Origin of the sequence: Methylococcus sp. EFPC2 (assembly GCF_016925495.1) — a bacterium.
GTDB lineage: Bacteria > Pseudomonadota > Gammaproteobacteria > Methylococcales > Methylococcaceae > EFPC2.
In genome coordinates, this window is sequence record NZ_CP070491.1 from 66,483 (window position 1) to 83,486 (window position 17,004).

15 protein-coding genes are annotated in these 17,004 nt (G+C 64.8%); all 15 read right to left on the reverse strand.

The annotated features are described in order from the left end of the window. Positions 1-33: 33 nt before the first annotated feature. The 15 genes from hypF to JWZ97_RS00315 all read right to left on the reverse strand — a co-directional run bounded on the left by hypF (position 34) and on the right by JWZ97_RS00315 (position 16,463). Positions 34-2,814, reverse strand: coding sequence for a carbamoyltransferase HypF (hypF, locus tag JWZ97_RS00245; RefSeq protein WP_205432474.1), 2,781 nt, complete (start codon positions 2,812-2,814; stop codon positions 34-36). Next, complete coding sequence (locus JWZ97_RS00250) at positions 2,811-3,626, reverse strand: nickel transporter (RefSeq protein ID WP_205432476.1); 816 nt, start codon at positions 3,624-3,626, stop codon at positions 2,811-2,813. Before JWZ97_RS00250 ends, hypF begins: the two co-directional genes overlap by 4 nt. A 13-nt stretch (positions 3,627-3,639) precedes the next feature. Then, positions 3,640-4,476 carry a hydrogenase nickel incorporation protein HypB gene (hypB, locus tag JWZ97_RS00255; protein WP_205432478.1) on the reverse strand — a complete coding sequence of 279 codons (837 nt, stop codon included), beginning with the start codon at positions 4,474-4,476 and terminating at the stop codon, positions 3,640-3,642. Between the two features lie 12 nt (positions 4,477-4,488). Then, positions 4,489-4,821 carry a hydrogenase maturation nickel metallochaperone HypA gene (hypA, locus tag JWZ97_RS00260; protein ID WP_371822546.1) on the reverse strand — a complete coding sequence of 111 codons (333 nt, stop codon included), beginning with the start codon at positions 4,819-4,821 and terminating at the stop codon, positions 4,489-4,491. 138 nt (positions 4,822-4,959) lie between these two features. Beyond that, the gene (locus tag JWZ97_RS00265) at positions 4,960-6,012 is read right to left on the reverse strand and encodes a nickel-dependent hydrogenase large subunit (RefSeq protein ID WP_205432481.1); all 1,053 of its coding nucleotides are present in this window, start codon (positions 6,010-6,012) and stop codon (positions 4,960-4,962) included. Then, a complete protein-coding gene (hybE, locus tag JWZ97_RS00270) occupies positions 6,009-6,479 on the reverse strand; it encodes a [NiFe]-hydrogenase assembly chaperone HybE (protein ID WP_205432483.1) in 471 nt (156 codons plus the stop codon). Before hybE ends, JWZ97_RS00265 begins: the two co-directional genes overlap by 4 nt. Further along, on the reverse strand, positions 6,469-6,675 hold the full coding sequence (locus JWZ97_RS00275) for a rubredoxin (protein WP_205432484.1): 207 nt from the start codon (positions 6,673-6,675) through the stop codon (positions 6,469-6,471). The genes hybE and JWZ97_RS00275 overlap by 11 nt, the downstream gene beginning before the upstream one ends. Next, entirely contained in the window at positions 6,675-7,517 is an 843-nt protein-coding gene (locus JWZ97_RS00280; RefSeq protein ID WP_205432486.1) for a hydrogenase expression/formation protein, read from the reverse strand. The genes JWZ97_RS00275 and JWZ97_RS00280 overlap by 1 nt, the downstream gene beginning before the upstream one ends. Before the next feature lie 13 nt (positions 7,518-7,530). Beyond that, a complete protein-coding gene (locus JWZ97_RS00285) occupies positions 7,531-7,992 on the reverse strand; it encodes a hydrogenase (protein WP_205432488.1) in 462 nt (153 codons plus the stop codon). Next, on the reverse strand, positions 7,989-8,291 hold the full coding sequence (locus JWZ97_RS00290) for a HypC/HybG/HupF family hydrogenase formation chaperone (protein WP_205432490.1): 303 nt from the start codon (positions 8,289-8,291) through the stop codon (positions 7,989-7,991). Before JWZ97_RS00290 ends, JWZ97_RS00285 begins: the two co-directional genes overlap by 4 nt. Further along, positions 8,282-8,911, reverse strand: a complete 630-nt coding sequence (locus tag JWZ97_RS00295; protein ID WP_205432492.1) for a HyaD/HybD family hydrogenase maturation endopeptidase — start codon at positions 8,909-8,911, stop codon at positions 8,282-8,284. Before JWZ97_RS00295 ends, JWZ97_RS00290 begins: the two co-directional genes overlap by 10 nt. A gap of 368 nt (positions 8,912-9,279) precedes the next feature. Further along, positions 9,280-9,960 (reverse strand): Ni/Fe-hydrogenase, b-type cytochrome subunit, encoded by a 681-nt coding sequence (gene cybH / locus JWZ97_RS00300; RefSeq protein WP_205432494.1) that lies wholly within the window; start codon positions 9,958-9,960, stop codon positions 9,280-9,282. A gap of 10 nt (positions 9,961-9,970) precedes the next feature. Further along, on the reverse strand, positions 9,971-11,761 hold the full coding sequence (locus JWZ97_RS00305; RefSeq protein WP_205432495.1) for a nickel-dependent hydrogenase large subunit: 1,791 nt from the start codon (positions 11,759-11,761) through the stop codon (positions 9,971-9,973). Between the two features lie 3 nt (positions 11,762-11,764). Next, positions 11,765-12,856, reverse strand: a complete 1,092-nt coding sequence (locus tag JWZ97_RS00310; protein WP_205432497.1) for a hydrogenase small subunit — start codon at positions 12,854-12,856, stop codon at positions 11,765-11,767. 712 nt (positions 12,857-13,568) lie between these two features. Continuing rightward, positions 13,569-16,463 carry a M20/M25/M40 family metallo-hydrolase gene (locus JWZ97_RS00315; RefSeq protein WP_240342611.1) on the reverse strand — a complete coding sequence of 965 codons (2,895 nt, stop codon included), beginning with the start codon at positions 16,461-16,463 and terminating at the stop codon, positions 13,569-13,571. Positions 16,464-17,004: the final 541 nt, after the last annotated feature.

Here is a 17,004-nt window from a genome sequence, read left to right on the forward strand (position 1 = left end):
TGGCGGACCTGGGATCGGGTGTCAAGCGGCGACTCAGTTCGAGGTGGGAGTGGGCTTCAGCCCACGACTCATCGCGGTCTGAAGACCGCTCCCACCAATGGACATCGCGGCCGCCCGCAGTTGACCCAGGGCTAGACCGCCATCGTTGGGCGGGATGAAACGATGGCGGTGTACTTCGAAACCGGACGATGCCAGGCGGGAGCCGACGAGTTCAGACAGCAGCCGGTTCTGGAACACGCCGCCGGTAAGCGCCACCCGCTCGAGGCCGACCCGCTCGGCGACGGCCAGGGCGGCTTCGGCCAGGGTGCGATGAAAACGCCCGGCCGAGGCCGTGATGTGGCCGGCCTTCGAGTCTTCCAGCAGGGGTGGGATCAGGGGCGTCCAGTCCACGGTCCAGCGAGGCTCGGCCTCATCCGCGCTTTCGATCAGCTCGTAAGGATAAGCTCCCTCGGATTCGTCCCGCTCGGCGGCGAATTCCAAAGCCATCGCCGCCTCGCCTTCGAAGCTGGTGGTCTGCTTGAGGCCGAGCAGGGCGGCGACGCCGTCGAACAGTCGGCCGACGCCGGAACTCAGGGGCGTGTTGATGCCGCGCTTGAGCATATGGGCCAGGGTTTTCAGGGCAGCCGGGCCGAAGTCGGCCACGGACGCGAGGTCGTCCCGCGCGAAGGCGGCTTCGCCCAGGGCGGCGTAAAGCAGTCCCAGGGCTGCCCGGCGCGGCTCGCGCACGGCTTGCTCGCCGCCGGGCAGGGGGAAGGGGCGGAAGCGGCCGATGCGGGTATAGCCGTCCGCCTCGATGCGCAGGAACTCCCCGCCCCACAGCGTGCCGTCCGGCCCCAGCCCCACGCCGTCCCAGGCGATGCCCAGCAGCGGCGGCTCCAGCCCGTGCTCGGCCATGCAGGACAGCACATGGGCGTAGTGGTGCTGCACCCGAACCAGGGGTATGCCCGTCGCTTCCGCCAAGCGGCTGGAGGCGTAATCCGGATGCAGATCGCAAGCGATGCGGTCCGGGTTGATGCCGAACAGGGTTTCCAGATCGGCCACGGTGCGCCGGTGGCTGTCGCGTGATTCGGCACTGTCCAGGTCACCCAGATGCTGGCTCAGCACGACACGCTCGTCCAATGCGAGTGCCACGGTGTTCTTGAGGTGCCCTCCGACGGCGAGTACCGTGGCGTCGCCCCCCCTCCCCCTGGCAGGGGGAGGGCAGGGTGGGGGTGCCGTTTCCGAGGACAGACGCGAGTGGCAGGAGGTGTCAGGCGTATTGGGCGAGCTACCCCCATCCCAGCCTTCCCCCTGGGAGGGGGAAGGGGTGGAAAAGTGGGCTTCGGCGGCATGATCTGCTGTGGCTGGGTCGCTGAGATGCTGGCTCAGCACGATGCGCTCGTCCAATGTGAGCGCCACGGTGTTCTTGAGGTGGCCGCCGACGGCGAGCACCGTGGCGTCGGTCTCCCTCCCCCTGGCAGGGGGAGGGTAGGGTGGGGGTGCCGTTCCCGAGGACAAGCACGAGTTCCGGGAGGTGTCAGGCGTGTCGGGCGAGCTACCCCCATCCCATCCTTCCCCCTGGAAGGGGGAAGGGGTGGAGACGCGCGGGCGGGGCAGCTTGATGACAGGTTCGTAGCCCCGTGCGCAGCGCAGCAGCAGGGGCTCGCCGGCGATTTCCCGCGCCACGCTATCATCCAAGGCGCGCAGCACGGGGCGGTCGTGGTAGAGGAATGCGTCGGCGATGCCGCCCAGGCGGGCTTTGGCTTCCTCGAAGCTCGTGCAGATCGGTTCGCCGCTGCGGTTGCCGCTGGTGCAGACCAAGGGTGCGCCGAACTCCGCCAGCAGCAGATGATGCAGCGGCGTGTAGGCGACCATCACGCCCAGCCAAGGGTTGTCCGGGGCGACGGCTGCGGCGATAGTCCGGTTTTCCACGCGTCGCCTCAGCAGCACGATGGGGGCGGCGGCCGAGCTCAGCAGGCGGGATTCCACGTCCGAGATTTCGCAGATCGCACCGGCTTCCTCGAGTGACCCCACCATTACGGCGAAAGGCTTGGCCGGGCGGGATTTGCGGCTGCGCAGTCTGGAAACGGCGGCCTCGTTGCCCGCATCCGCCAGTAATTGAAATCCGCCCAGGCCCTGCAAGGCGACGATGGCGCCGGATCGCAGAGCTTGCACCGTCAGTCCCAGGGCCTCTTCGCCGCCCGCCTGCAATCCCTCGGCGTCGTGTAAAGAAATCTGCGGCCCGCAGACCGGGCAGCACTGGGTCTGGGCATGGAAGCGCCGGTCGCCCGGGTCTTGGTATTCGGCGAGACAGGCCGGGCATAGCGGGAAGGCCTGCATCACCGTGCGTTCGCGGTCGAAAGGCAGGCTCTGGGTGATGCTCCAGCGCGGTCCGCAGTCGGTGCAACTGATGAATGGATAGCGGTGGCGCCGGTTGGCCGGGTCGAACAACTCGGCGAGGCAGGCGGGGCAGGTCGCCGCATCCGGCGGCACGTAGACCGAAACCGGTCCTCGCGCCTCACTAAGCCGGACCCGGAAGCCTCGCTCGCCGGTGGCCGGCAGTTCGGCGGTCTGCAGGGATTCGATGCGCGCCAGCGGCGGCAGTTCCGCCGGCAGGCGGGCGAGGAAGGCCTGCAGGGCTGTGGCCGAGCCTTCCGCCTCGATGCTCACGCCGGTCGGCGTGTTGGCCACCCAGCCGGCGAGGCCCGCTTCGGTCGCCAGGCGGTAGACGTAAGGCCGGAAGCCCACGCCCTGAACCAGTCCGGTGATCTGCAAGGCGATCCGCCGGAGCACGACCGGTTCTGCCGCCGAGACGGCGGGAAAAGGGGGGCTCAAGCCGATTTGACCGCCCGCCATTGCGCCAGTAGCAATGCGGCCAGGAATGCGGTGCAGGACACGGCGACCACGGCGAGGCCGGGCAGCAGTTCTTCCTTTTCCAGCAGGGCGTCGAGGTCCGGCAGCAGGGTCTTGGCGACGATGAGGGCCGCGATGGCCAGGCTGAGACCGGCCAGGGTCAGGCTCATCAAGCGGGAGGCGATGCGCGCCAGGCGGTCGGCGCGGCCTATCATCTGCGCGATGCAGTAACCGTTTAGCCCGTCGGCGGCCAGCATGCCGGCGGTGAACACCAGGGCCAGGCCCAGGGCCGGCTGCCAGCCGCCGTAATGCCGGGCGGTCAGGCCGAACAGCGCGGCCTGGCTCAGGGTATCGAAGGACAGGGCGAACAAAGCGCCGACCAGGAGTATCAGTCCCGGCCGGCCGGCGCGCTGCCAGCTTCCCAGGAATCGCCCCTTGACACCGACCAGGGCGACCGGCTGATCGGGATCGGCCCGCAGCACCGCACGGAGGTTCAACACGCCCAACAGGGTGAGGAAGAAGACGGAGGTGCAGGTGCCGAAGGCTTCCAGCCATTCCGGCACGGCCCAGCGACCCGCGAGGAGGTTCACCGCAGCGGCGATGGCCAGCACCACCAGGCCGTGGCCCAGGGAGAACAGGGTCCCGCAGTAGCGGGCCAGGCGCGGCCGGTTGCGGGCGTTGTAGCGGGTGAGGCCGTCTATGGTGGCCAGGTGATCGGCGTCGAATCCGTGTTTGAGCCCTAAGGCGAAGATCAGCAGGGAAAGCGCGGACCAGTCTTGCGGCAGCGAGTCCATGGAAACCTCCGATTCATCCGGCGATCTGACGGACCGCCCGTTCGGCTGCGCCGGCTTCCAGCCAGGCCAGCCATTCGTCCAGGCCTTCCCCGGTTTGCGCCGAGAGTTTGATGACTTTGATCGCGGGATTCACCCGGCGCGCGTTTTCCACGGCGAGCTCCACGTCGAAGCGCAGATAGGGCAGCAGATCGCACTTGTTGAGCAGCATGAGATCGGCGGCGCGGAACATGTCCGGATATTTGAGCGGCTTGTCTTCGCCTTCCGTCACGGAAAGAATGGCCACCTTGTGCGCCTCGCCCAGGTCGAAAGCCGCTGGGCAGACCAGGTTGCCGACGTTCTCGATGAACAGGATGCCGTTTTCCTGCAGGTCCAGTTGGCCCAGGGCCTCGCCCACCATGTGCGCGTCCAGGTGGCAGCCCTTGCCGGTGTTGATTTGGAGGGCCGGCACGCCGGTCGCGCGGATGCGCTCGGCGTCGTTGGAGGTCTGCTGGTCGCCTTCGATCACCGCCACGGGCACCCGGTCACGCAGCTCCGCGATGCTGCGCACTAGTAGGGTGGTCTTGCCCGAACCGGGGCTGGAGACCAGGTTAAGGGCGAAGATGCCGCGTTCCCGGAGAAAGCGACGGTTGCGATCGGCATAGCCGTCGTTCTTGGCCAGGATGTCCTGCTCGATCTTGACCATGCGCGCCTGGGACAGTCCCGGCGCGTGAGCGCCCGCGGGTCCGTGGCCAAAATGCAGGGGCGCGGGAGCTTTGTCCGTGACCGGCACGAAGCGCGGTTTGCCGCCCCGGTCGAGGGCCTGGCCTTCCAGTTTTGTTTCACCATGACCGCAACCGCATGTGCTACACATGTCTCACCTCAGCTATTCCACTTCCAGTTCTTTTACTCGCATTTCGGTGCCGCCGGTAGCCTGCACCTTGTAGCCGCCGCAGAGCGGGCAGGGACCGTAAAGGGCGTCCAGCGTCACGGGCTCGCTGCATTCCATGCACCAGCCGCTGCCCGCCACGTCGACGATCTCCAGCCGCGCGCCTTCGGCGCATGTTCCGGCGACGACGGCATCGAAACAAAACCGCATGGCTTCAGGTTCGACCGCCGCCAGCCGGCCGATTTCCAGCCATACCGTTCTGACCTTGGTAAAGCCCTGGCGGCGGGCGTGGTCCTCGATGATCTCCACCACGCCTTCGGCTAGGGACATTTCATGCATAGCGCCTCAATTCTCTAAACAGGTAGGATGGGCAAAGCCCCGCGTGCCCATCAGGAGTTTGATGGGCATGCTTCGCTTTGCCCATCCTACCGCTACCGCCGAGGGAAGCTCCGCTACTTATATCCGGTTTCACTGCAACCTCACGTCGATGTCGTAGGGCACGCAGGGGTCCAGGGCCAGGGCCAACTGCCGGGCTTGCCGTTCGACCGTGTCGGAATCGGGCGCGGCCAGGCCGACCAGGCCGGCGCGAAAGGCTCCGGCCGGATGGAAGTTCCATTCGGTGGGCGCGACGATAAGATAATCGGCGATCCGGCCCTGTTCCAGCCTGGCCCAGTGTACCAGCAGACCCCGGGCGGTCTCGGCCACGGAAAACCCGCTGCCGGCTTCGGGCGAGTAAGCGTCGCACCGAGGCTGTGGCGGGATTTGTCCGGCCGCTTCCTGCACCACGGATGCCAGCTCGGCCAAGCGGGCCTGCAGTCGGCCGGCGATCGGCGTGCTCCCGGCAACCGGTGGCGCCCGGTGCCAGCGTGCGTAAGGCCCGGTTTCCGCCGCGGCGCCGTTCCAGGTCGGGTAGCGGGCGTAACCGGTGTCCAGCTCCATGAACATGGCCCGGTAATAGTCCCGCGCCGTCAATCCGGCGGGTAAGAGCGAGGGATGGGTAAGCGCATGGGCCGGTTTTTCCCAACGGCTAGTCATTAGGGTATTCAGCACGGGGAAGCTGCTCGGCCCGTCGGTAGCCAACCAGGCGGCGGCATCCATGCCGAAGAAAGTCTGTTCGCAAAATTTTTTGAGATCCCATCCGGCGTCGCCCCAGTCGCCGCCTGTCGCCACTTCGCCCAGGCGCTTGTGCCAGTGGGCATAGGTGTTCAAATCGGGCTCGTAGCCCAGCACCTTGGGCCAGTCCAGCAGTAATCGCCAGAGATGTTCCTGGGCCGTTTCCACGGCCAGAGCGATACCCCTGGCGTGGTGTTCGCTCCCTTCCGCGCGCGCCAGGGCGCCGTGGGCGGCGGCGCTTTGGCCGTGGCGGCAGGCGCTGAACAGCAGGGGGATCAGGCTGCGGGCTTCGTCCGGCGTGCGTCCGTTCAGCAATCGGGCGGATTGCGGCCGGGAGTTGCCGATTTCCACGCCGGTCACCCATTCGCCGTCCCAGAATACGCGCAGATGCAGACGGCCCGGATTCATGCGCTGTTCCGGAAGCTGGCCCGCAGGAAGTCGCGGCGGCTATGCGCGGCAGGGACGGCCTCGGCCAGCGGACGGAGCAGGGCGGCCATGACTTCTTCCGCGACGGCGCGGGCGGCGTCCTGGTCGGCGAATTCGGCGGGCGGGGAAAACAGGGAACAGGTCTGATAAGGCCCCAGCCCGGCCAGGCGTCCGCCGCGGAATTCGTATACGCCGGATGGGAGGTGCCAGTCCTGCACCTGATCGCCGTCCAGGGCACGAAATGCCGGGTTGCCGGCGGGAAGCAGGATCAGACTGAGGGTCCAGGGGGTGACGAGCACACCGACCCAGACGCCCTGCCAGCGGCGGAAGCCCACGGTCTCCACGCGCAAGGCCGGGTTGTTGAGCGGCAGGCCGGCCATGGCACCGCGGCCGAGCGCGGCGTAAGCCGCAGCGACCCGGGCGCTGGGATCGTCGTCGTCAGGGCTCATCCCGCAGGACCAGGAATTTTTCCGGCGCGCCGTCGCATTGCGGGCAGCGCCAATCGGCCGGTAGCCCGCTGAAAGGGGTGCCGGGCGGCACTTGGGCCGCGGCGTCGCCTTCGGCGGGATCGTAGACCCACCAGCACACGCCGCATTCGAGACGGGCGTCGTCGGGCAGATCTTGCGGCGAGAAATTCTCGAACATCAGCCTTCCCTCAAGGCGGCCAGACATTCGGCCAGACGCTCGACGCTGTCGGCGAGGTCTTCGGGGGCCGCCAGGGCGGCTTCGGGCAGGCCGGTAATCTCGAGGGTGTTGAGGATCAGCTTGTCGCTCGCGTTGAAGTATTGCACCCACCACACGCCGTCGACCGCCGTCGCGGTGATGCGGCAATTGCCGTAGCCGCGCGACAGCAGACTGACGCCGCCGCGTCCCAGCGTCGCATCCAGGTATTCCAGATCTTCCGGGGTGACCGGCAGCAGGGTCAGGTTGATGACGTGGCTGGTTCCGTCGACGCGGTATCGCGCGGAGCGCTCGGCGATTTCGGCGATCAGGGCGGGGGCATTCATGAGCCCGGCCGTCGCCGGCGGGATGTCGATGCCGGCTTTGCCGCGCGCCGCCCTGCGGACGTCTTCGGGAATCGCGCAAGCTTCCAGGCGTTCGCTGCTCACTTCGCCCGCTGGCCCGAGTGTGCGCAGCCACCAGATGCCGGCGAAGGCGGTCTCCTGTGCCTCCGCGCGCGGACCCAGCCGCGCGCCGACCTCGCCTTCGCCCAGGGTTTCGTGCAGCACGCGCAGGCTGCCGGCGTCGAGGCCGTCCAGTTCCAGGCACGGATAGTCCGCCTCGCCGAACTTCCAGGCGCCGAGGGCGCCGAGCAGACGTTCGATCACTTCGCACGCGGCCTGTTCGTGCGCCGGTTCTGTCGGAGTGTACCGGGCCGGCATGCGGAACACCGCCATGTCGCCGGGGCTTTCCACGATCAGGCTGGGACCTTCCTCTTCAAGGGTAAAGGGCAGCTCGCCGACGACGGGGATGGGGAAAGGTTTCATGGCTTTGCAAGCCTCAGTGGCAGGAGGAGGCGGCGCCTTCGACGCGGACTTCCACGCCCAGGCCGGGCGGGCGGCGCACGGGCCCGGACAGGATGGCGCGGGTTTCGGCGAGCAGGACCGGCCAGTCCTTCATGCCTTCGATGGCGCCCAGATAGCCGCCGTCGCGCAGGAATACCGCGGCCGGCCAGCGGGCGAAGCCGTAGCGCGCCCGCAGGCTCCGGCCGGTTGCCGGCGCAACGACGCCGGTCCGGCAGGGCTGTCCCAAGTCCTTCAACACTTCCGGCAGTACCACGCCGACGTCCCAGCTTTCCGGCACCGTACTCGGGTCCTCGACGAAGAGCAGCACGGCGGCGCCCGGAGCCGCCGCAAACGCGGCCTCTCCGGCCTCGTCCAGCAACAAAAAGGCGTCGCGCTCGGTCAGCTTGGCGATCAGGGCGGCCAGGCGGTCGGGAGGCGGGGAAGGCGTCGGCGTCATGGGCGGGTCTTGAGAAAGTCGGGCAACTGGGGTTCGCGGCCGGTGAGATCGGCGAAATAATCCGAGACGTCGTCGGCCCCGGCCAATACCGCCGCTAGGGCGTCCAGCGCCGCATTGCTGAGAGCCGCTTCCTCCTCGTTCAGCAAGGAACGGGCGGTGTCCATGAAGGTCATCAGCCATTGCCCGGGGATGACCTCGCCCACCAGGCCCAAGTCGACGAGCTTTTCCCCGTCGCGCCCCGCGCAACGGGCATAGCGGCCGTCCACGGCCAGCACCTGCATGGGTATGCCTAGGCACATGGTGGGCTCCCGAACAATATGCGTTCGTCGCCGTAGCGGCAGGCTTCCTGTTCCGATGGCCGGCCGGATTCGTAGGCGTCGAGGGCCAGGCTGGCGTCGTTCAGGCTCGACGCTACGGCGGCGTCGCGCGTCGCCAGGTCGATACCCCAGTCGCGCAGGCGCGCCACGGCCAGTTCGACGGCCTCGCCGATCCGGTCGCGTATTTGCGGCCTGAGGCTGCCGCCGTAATCGTCGAGTTCCACCGGCTGCGCGCCGATGAGCAGCAGGGATACCGGCAGCTTGCCGGTGAGGCTGGCGGCGGCCAGTACCTCTTGAAATCCGGTCTGATGCAGACTCATCTTCTTCGCGCCCATGTAACGGGGCACCGCATCGTCCTCGACCTGTAGCAGGGTACCCGGTGTCAGGCCGAAATCCACCGCATCGAACACCACCAGCCGGCGTGCGGCCTGCACATAGGGCAATAGATAAAGCCCCTGGGTGCCGCCGTCCATGGCCGTTACGCCTTCCGGCAAGCGATAGCGCCGGACGAGTTCCTCCACGCAACGCACGCCGAAACCCTCGTCGGCCCAGAGGAGGTTGCCGATGCCTAGGATCAGAACTTCGTTCGGATAGTCATTCATTGCCAGGCCAGGTTGCCGAAATTGGTTTCGCTGCGCGAGCCCATTTGAATCGGGGTTTCGCCCCCGAAGGCGAGTTACTTTTCTTTGCTTGGCCAAAGAAAAGTAACCAAAAGAAAGGCCACCCGGCAGCCGCGAAAGCTCCTGCGCTTTTACGAAAGCCTTCCTGGCTTTCGCCCTTCGGGCCAGCCTTTCGGCTGTTCAAATTCGTTCCTGACGAATTTGTCGCTTGTCGGGCGGGAGGCGATCAAAGGGGCTTCCTGCCCCTTGATCGCCGCGACTCATCCCTGAGTCGCCCCTTCGGGTCATTTCCGCCCGACAAGCTGCGATGCTCAGCGCGGCTGAACGGGATCCAAGACAAATACTCGGCCTTACCGGAATTCCCGCCATCCCGTGGCAATGGTCTTCAACAGGCTTTGCCGGGACAAAATGTCCTCGCGGATCGCCACGTAGACGTGGATGATCACGAACCAGACGATCACCCAGGCCACCAGGTGGTGCCAGGTGTGAACGTCCTGGCTTTGCCCGAATAAGGGGGTGAGCCAGCCGAACAGCGCGTCCTGCCAGGAGCCCTGGCCTTCGCCTTCGGCATAGAGCGCGAAGCCGGTGAAGATCATGAAGATCGTGCCGGGTACGAAGACCGTGAACATGGCGAGCTGGGCCAGCGGGTTGTGGCCGGCATGCTGCCCCGAGGATTTCTCCAGGAACAGATACCAGCGTACCTCGTGCCACAGCCCGGCCCACCAGGTTTTATCCGTGACAGGCAGCACGAACAGCTCGCGCGCATAGCGGTTGCCGGCGAAGGCCCAGTAGATCCGGCCGAGGAAGGCCGCGGCGAACACATAGGCCGCGGCGAAATGGGCGAAACGGATGTAGCCCATGAGGAAGTTGGCGCTGGCTTCGCCTTCGGTCGTCCCCAAGGGATGGCTGATGAGATAGCCGGTCACCGCCAGCACCACGATGCTGAGGGCGTTGACGGCGTGCCACAGGCGTACCGGCAGTTCGTAGACATAGACCGGCGAGCCGGTTTCGATCTGGGGTTGTGCGGCCATGGCGCCTCCTCTAACGGACCTTGATCCGCGCCAACTCCTCGCCGTCCGGGGACATGACGTGGGTGGAGCAGGCCAGGCAGGGGTCGAAGCTGTGTATGGTGCGCAGGATCTCCAGGGGTTCGTCGGCCTTGGCCAGCGGGGTGTTCATCAGCGAGGCCTCGTAGGCGCCGATCTGGCCCTTGGGGTCGCGCGGACTGCCGTTCCAGGTGGTCGGCACCACGCACTGGTAGTTCTCGATCTTGCCGTCGGCGATGTGCACCCAATGGCCCAAGGCGCCGCGCGGCGCTTCGGTGAAGCCCACACCCTTGGTCTGTTTCGGCCAGGTGGACGGCTCCCACTTCTGCACGTTGGCCGTGGCCAGGTCGCCGGCCTTGATGTTGGCCACCAGCTTGTCGAAGAAATAACGCATCTTGTGGCCCGCCCATTCGCACTCCAGCGCGCGCGCCGCGGTGCGGCCCAGGGTGGAGAACAGCGCCGGCAGCGGTAGACCCAGATCCGACAGTAGCTTGTCGACCGGCTCCTTGAATTCCGCCTTACCCTGCGCGTAGCCGACCACGTAGCGGGCCAGCGGGCCCACTTCCATGGCGTGGCCTTTCCAGCGCGGCGCCTTGATCCAGGAGTATTTGCCGGCTTCGTCCAGGGCTTCGATGTTGGTCTTGGTGCCCTTGAAGTTGGGGCCCAGTTCGAAGTTGGGTTCCGTGACGCCGTCCCAGGGGTGCAGGCCTTTTTGCTCGTCCGGATAGCGGTACCAGGAATGGGTGACGAACTCCTGGATCTCGTTCGGATCGCGCAGATCCACGGCATGCACCTTGCCCAGGTCGCCGTTGACGATGGCGCCGCGCGGCAGCAGCAAATTGCCGGCCGAGTAGTCGTTGGCCTTGTCCGGAATGTCGCCATAGGACAGCACGCAGGACGAGGACAGGCCGCCGCCGTACTGCCAGTCCTTGTAGAAGGAGCCGATGGCGCGCACGTCGGGCAGGTAAACCTGCTCGGTGAACTCGATCAGGCGGTCGATGATGCCGGAGACCAGGTTCAGCCGCTCCATGTTGATGGCGCCGACCGCGCCCGTGCCGTCCAGGTTGATGGCGCAGGGCATGCCGCCCACCAGCCAGTTCGGGTGCGGATTCTTGCCGCCGAACACGGTGTGGATCTTGACGATCTCCTTCTGGAAATCCAGGGCTTCCAGGTAATGGGCCACAGCCATCAGATTGGCTTCCGGCGGCAGCTTGTAGGCCGGGCTGCCCCAATAACCGTTGGTGAAGGGACCGAGCTGGCCGGATTCGACGAATTTTTTCAGCCGGCTCTGCAAGTCGCGGAAATAACCCGGCGACGACAGCGGCCAGGAGCTGATGCTCTGCGCCAGTTCGGAAGTCTTCTTCGGGTCGGCCGACAGCGCGCTGACCACGTCCACCCAGTCCAGGGCATGCAGGTGGTAGAAATGCACCAGGTGATCGTGCACCTGTAGGCACAGCTGCATGAGGTTGCGGATGCTGTTGGCGTTTTCCGGGATGCTGATGCCCAAGGCATCTTCCACCGCCCGCACGCTGGTGAGCGCGTGCGTGCCGGTGCAGACGCCGCAGATCCTCTCGGTGAAGGCCCAGGCGTCGCGCGGGTCGCGGCCGCGCAGGATCACTTCCAGTCCGCGCCACATGGTGCCGGTGGAGACCGCGTTGCGGATCACGTTGTGTTCGTCGAGGTTGACCTCGACGCGCAGATGGCCTTCGATGCGGCAGACCGGATCGACCACGACCCGCTTGCCGCTGTTGTCCAGCTTGAAGCCCTGGGTTTCGTATGCGCCCATGGTTTAATTCCCCTCCCGGTTGTTCGCGCCGTCCGACGGTTTGTTCTGCGCCTTCTTCAGGGCGCTGACCGCGGCATGCGCGGCGACGGATGCGCCGATGCCGCCAGCCACCACGCCGCCCACGGTGTCGGCGTTGGATTCGATGCCGAACTGCTGGATGCCGGTGACGCGGTCATAAAAGGAGCCCTTGTCCCAGAAGCCGTCTTCCGAGCAGCCGATGCAGCCGTGGCCGGACTGGATGGGGAAGGACACGCCGTCGTTCCAACGCACGGTGGAACAGGCGTTGTAGGTGGTCGGGCCCTTGCAGCCGACCTTGTACAGGCAATAGCCCTTGCGCGCGTATTCGTCGTCGAAGTCCTGGACGAACTGGCCGGCGTCGAAATGCGGGCGGCGGTAGCATTTGTCGTGGATGCGCTGGCCGTAGAACATTTTGGGCCGGCCCTGGCGGTCCAGCTCGGGGATCTTGTCGAAGGTCAGCATGTAGGTGACCACCGCGGTCATCACCTCGGCGATGGGCGGGCAGCCCGGCACCTTGACGATGGGCTTGTCGACGATGACCTTGTGGATGGGCGTGGCCTGGGTGGGATTGGGCTTGGCCGCCTGCACGCAGCCCCAGGAAGCGCAGGAGCCCCAGGCGATCACCGCCTTGGCGTCCTTGGCGACGCGGCGTAGCACTTCGACGAAGGGCTTGCCGCCGTGGATGCAGAACATGCCGTCCTCGTTCAGGGGCGGATTGCCTTCCACCGCGAGGATGTAATTGCCTTTGTACTTGGAAATGATCTGGTCGAAGATCGCCTCGGCCTGGTGGCCGGCGGCCGCCATCAGCGTGTCGTCGTAGTCCAGCGAGAGCATGGACAGCACCACGTCCTTGGCCAGCGGGTGCGCCGAGCGGATGAAGGATTCCGAACAGCAGGTGCATTCCAGCCCGTGCAGCCACAGCACCGGGGTACGCGGCTTGGTTTCCAGGGCCGATGCGATCCTGGGCACGAAGGCCGAGCCCAGGCCCAGCGTGGAAGCCGTGAGGCTGCAGAATTTCATGAAGCTGCGGCGGCTGATGCCTTGCCGCCTGAGCACGTCGTAGAACGTTTCGGTCATCGCTCCCCCCTGTTGCGCCGGGTGCGGCCGTTGAACCGGTCGCCCCTTTGATTTGTTGATGTTTTTTCGCGACGGAAAGCCCCCGGAGCCATCGATCAGGCGTATCACCCAACGGCGATACTCGGACCCCATCGGCAGGACTTTTCAGACAGCGTAGGGGCGGCATGCGGAGTGCCAAGCGGCCCAAACGGCGTCGGGCAGATTAATGACTTTATCCACCAAAAACCATGCTGGTTATAGGTAATAATTCATTTCGCCTTTGCATCCTCATGGTGGCCCGATTGTTTCTATTCCAGGCGGGCGCGGCGACGGCCTTGAGTGCGCGATCGTCGGGATACAAGGCGTGCTGCATGTATGAGGCCGGCAGCAAAGGTGCCGGGTGGGGTATGGTGCGCCGGCTTGGCCGGAAGCAGCGGGGGCTTTACGAATAGCGCGGCGGGCGGCGGCTCGACTGCGCTCAAGGATGCCGAGCAAGCGGTTCTTTTGGGACAGGACGGCTTGCCGGCGTCCGAATCCTTAGCGGTGCTCCGAATAATTCGATTCATGCCCTACTGCGGGCACAGGAGAACGCTCGACCAGCCTGTCCCGAGCGCAGTCGAAGGGCTCAGCACGGACGGAATCAATACCTTACCGTCCGCTCTGAGCCTGTTAAGTCAGCGCTTCCTCGATCATCGGGATGGCCCGTTCCGGGGCCCTCCCACCTTTTTTGCAGTCATTCCTTGGCTTCCGGAGTGATAGCGAACTCTTTGGCTTCGCCTTTGCGTAGCACCTTGATCTGGGTTTCCTTATTGGCCTTGAGCGTTTGCAGTGCGTAGACGTAGTCGTAGAGATTCTCGATCTTCAGGCCCGCGAGTTCGACGATGACGTCGTTGCCTGCCAGCCCGGCCTTCTCTGCCGGCGAGTTCTTGGTGGTGCCGCTGAGCAACACGCCTTTTACGGCTTCCTGGGTGTAGTCGGGTATGGTGCCCAGATAGACCCGGAACGATCGGCCTTCCATTTGGCCGCGGCTGCTTTCCGCCTTGGCATAGGTGATGGGCAGGGGCTTGCCGCCGTGGCTGGCACCCAGCTCGTCCAAAGTGCGGCGCACCAGATTGAGGACATCCGCCTCGCCCTGGGCGTTGATCAGGGAAGCGACGTCGCGAGGGGTATGATATTCGCCATGGGCGCCGGTGAAGAACATCACGGTTGGTATGTTCTCCAGATAGAAGGCCATGGAGTCCGAGGGCAGATAAGGATCGTCCTGCAAGATCAGGTTCACCGGCGTTTGCAGGGCGGCTTTCTCGAAGAGTCCTTTCCATTCCTTGGCACTGCCCAGACCTTGCACCTGCAGCTTGCCCTGGTAGCGGCCTATCATGTCGAGATTGATGTTGGCGACGATTTTCTCCGCGTTTTTGCCGCCGTGGCTGGCGGCGAAGTTGCGCACCCAATGGGTGGAGCCGAGCAGGCCCAGTTCTTCACCGGACCACAGCGCGAAAATGATGTTGCGTTGCGGATGTATCAAGCCCGCTTGGGTCTCTGCGGCAAGTTGGTGAGCCAGGGCCAGCACGCCGGCGACGCCCGAGGCATTGTCGTCCGCGCCAGGATGGATCTGTCCTTTTTCTTCGTCCTTTGCCAGCGAACTGCCGAATTCGCCGTGACCCAAATGGTCCAGATGCGCGCCTATGACCACCGTCTCCTTGGCGCCTGGCACTTTCAACTCGCCCACCACGTTGTTGCCGGTGGAGCGGGTCCATATCAGGTCGATATTGGCGTCCACGAGGACTTCCTTTTCCCGGGTCTTGATCTCGGCCGCCTGCGTCGTGCCGGTGTCCAGCACTTCGGTCCATTGCGCCAGGTTGCGGCCGGTGGACGCCAGCAGCTTGTCCGCCAGTTCCTTGCTGACGCCGATCACCGGCAGGGAAAGGGCGGTGCTGGCGCCCTCGAAATGCAGCGGAGCTATCTTGTCGGAGACTACCAGCACGCCGACGGCGCCTTTTTGCGCGGCGGTCTGCACCTTGTTTTGCAGCCGCGAGAAATACAGGAGTTCCACGCGTTTGTCCGCCGGAAGATTTTCCGGAATATCGCGGAGGATCAACGCCCATTTGCCCTTGACGTCGGTATGGGCGTAGGAATCGAAGGCCTCCAGTTTTTCGGTTGCAGGAGCCACCAGCCCGTAGCCGGCAAACACCACGCCGCCCTTGGCCGTACCCGTCCTGGAAAACGACAGCGGTACGAAGTCCTTGCCGGTTTCCAGCTCGGACCACGCGGGTTTGCCCGGTTCGCCGAACGACCAGGCGGCCCGGGTTTGCGGTCCCAGATCTACTTGCGAGGTGAACGGAAAGGACGCTAGATAGCCGCCGTTCTCGCCGACCGGGCTCAGGCCGATCTGCTGGAAAACGCTACTCAACTCCCGGGCAATCCGTGCTTCCTGCTCGCTTCCGGTCAAGCGCCCGGCAAACTCGGGCTGGGCCAGGTAGTCGACGGTTTGCTGCACGCTCTGGGGCGAAATTTCCAGCGGCTTGTTGACGCTGGAAAACTGGCCGACGCGTATCGCCGCGGCTTGCGCCGGAGGCAATGCCAGCAAGGCGCGTGCCTTGGCATCGTCCCAATCGGCGCGGAAGAGCTGGCCGTCGCCTTTTTCGGTCTTGTGGGTCCAGACGATTTCCCGGCCATTGGGATGAAATACCGGCAAGCCATCGAATTCGGGTATGTGGCTGACCCGGACCGGTTCGTGTTTGCCTTCCGCATCGACGATGTAGAGTTCGAAATTGGCGTAACCCTGCGTATTGGTGGTGAAGATCAGGTAGTCGCCCGATGGATGGAAAAAAGGCGCCCAGGACATGGCTTTAATTTTGGTGAGCGCTTTTTGCTCGCTGCCGTCCAGGTTCATGGTGTAAATCTCGGCGGACTGGCCGTTGGGCGCGAAGCGTCGCCAGGTGATCTTCCGTCCGTCGGGACTGAAAAACGGTCCGCCGTCGTAGCCGCGCACGTCGGTGAGCTGCCGCACGTTGCTGCCGTCGGCGTTCATGATGTAGATGTCCATCATGTAGCTGGGGTCTTGCGAGAAGAGCTTTTGATCCTCGGCGGTCAATGTCTCGGGATGCGCGTAGGCGTTGCGGTTGGACGCGAAAGCGATCAGCCGGCCATCGGGCGAATAAGAGCCCTCCGCGTTGTAGCCGTGCTCGGGTGTGAGCAGCTTCAACTTCCCGGATTTGAGGTTTTTCTCGTAGATCTTGAATTCCTCGTCGAAGCTCCAGGAGTACCGGTTCTTCTGCGGGTTACGCCGCGCCTCGTATTCTTCTTTTACCTTTTCTTGTAGCCGCGGGTCCTGGTGGGTGGAGCTGAACAAGGCCCGTTCGCCGTCGGGATGAAACCAGGAGCAGGTCGTCTTGCCCTGGCCGGGCGACACCCGGTCGATCTTGCCCGACAACAGATTGAGGGTGTAAATCTGGTAGAACGGGTTTTTGTCTTCCCGTTCGCTCTGGTAGATCAACTGGGTGCCGTCCCGGTTGAAATAAGCCTCCCCGGCACGCAGCCCCGTATAGCTCAACTGCCGCACATTGCCGATCACTTGCGGATCCGTTTCGTCGGTTGCAGGCGCTTGGGCCGCCGACGGTTGCGGTGACACTGCCAAAGGAACATCGTCATGGACTGGTGCGCAAGCCGCCAATACCAATACTAGGGCCAAGACCGAGAAGCATGTCGGGACTGAATGGGTTCGCATAAGCCTGCCGTGAAGAAAGTGGTTGGAAGCAAGGGTTTAGGGTCATAAAAAAGCCGCTGATCATGCCCTTCGACAAGCGCGGAACGAACGGTAACGTATCGGTTCCCCCTGCGATCAGCTCACTCGAGCGCTTTCCCGATCCCGCCGAAGGGCGCGAGCGAGATCCACTTGCTCAGAGGCGCCCCGTCTCATGCAGTGGCCGCGGGAAACTCGCTTCCAAATACGTACCCGGCATTTTTCCGCCCGATCCTGGGCTCGGGCAATGGACATGCCAGCGCCAGCCGATAGGTGAAATCTGCTCAAAAAAATGTTTTTGAGTTTCATGTAAGATCATGAAAATAAATAAAATGTTTAAATTAACGGGTGGGTTGCGTTGACCGGTTTGATGCTGCCCTCGGCCGATCAGGCCGACTAGCCTGTTGAACCGCGAACAGAGTTTGGTGAA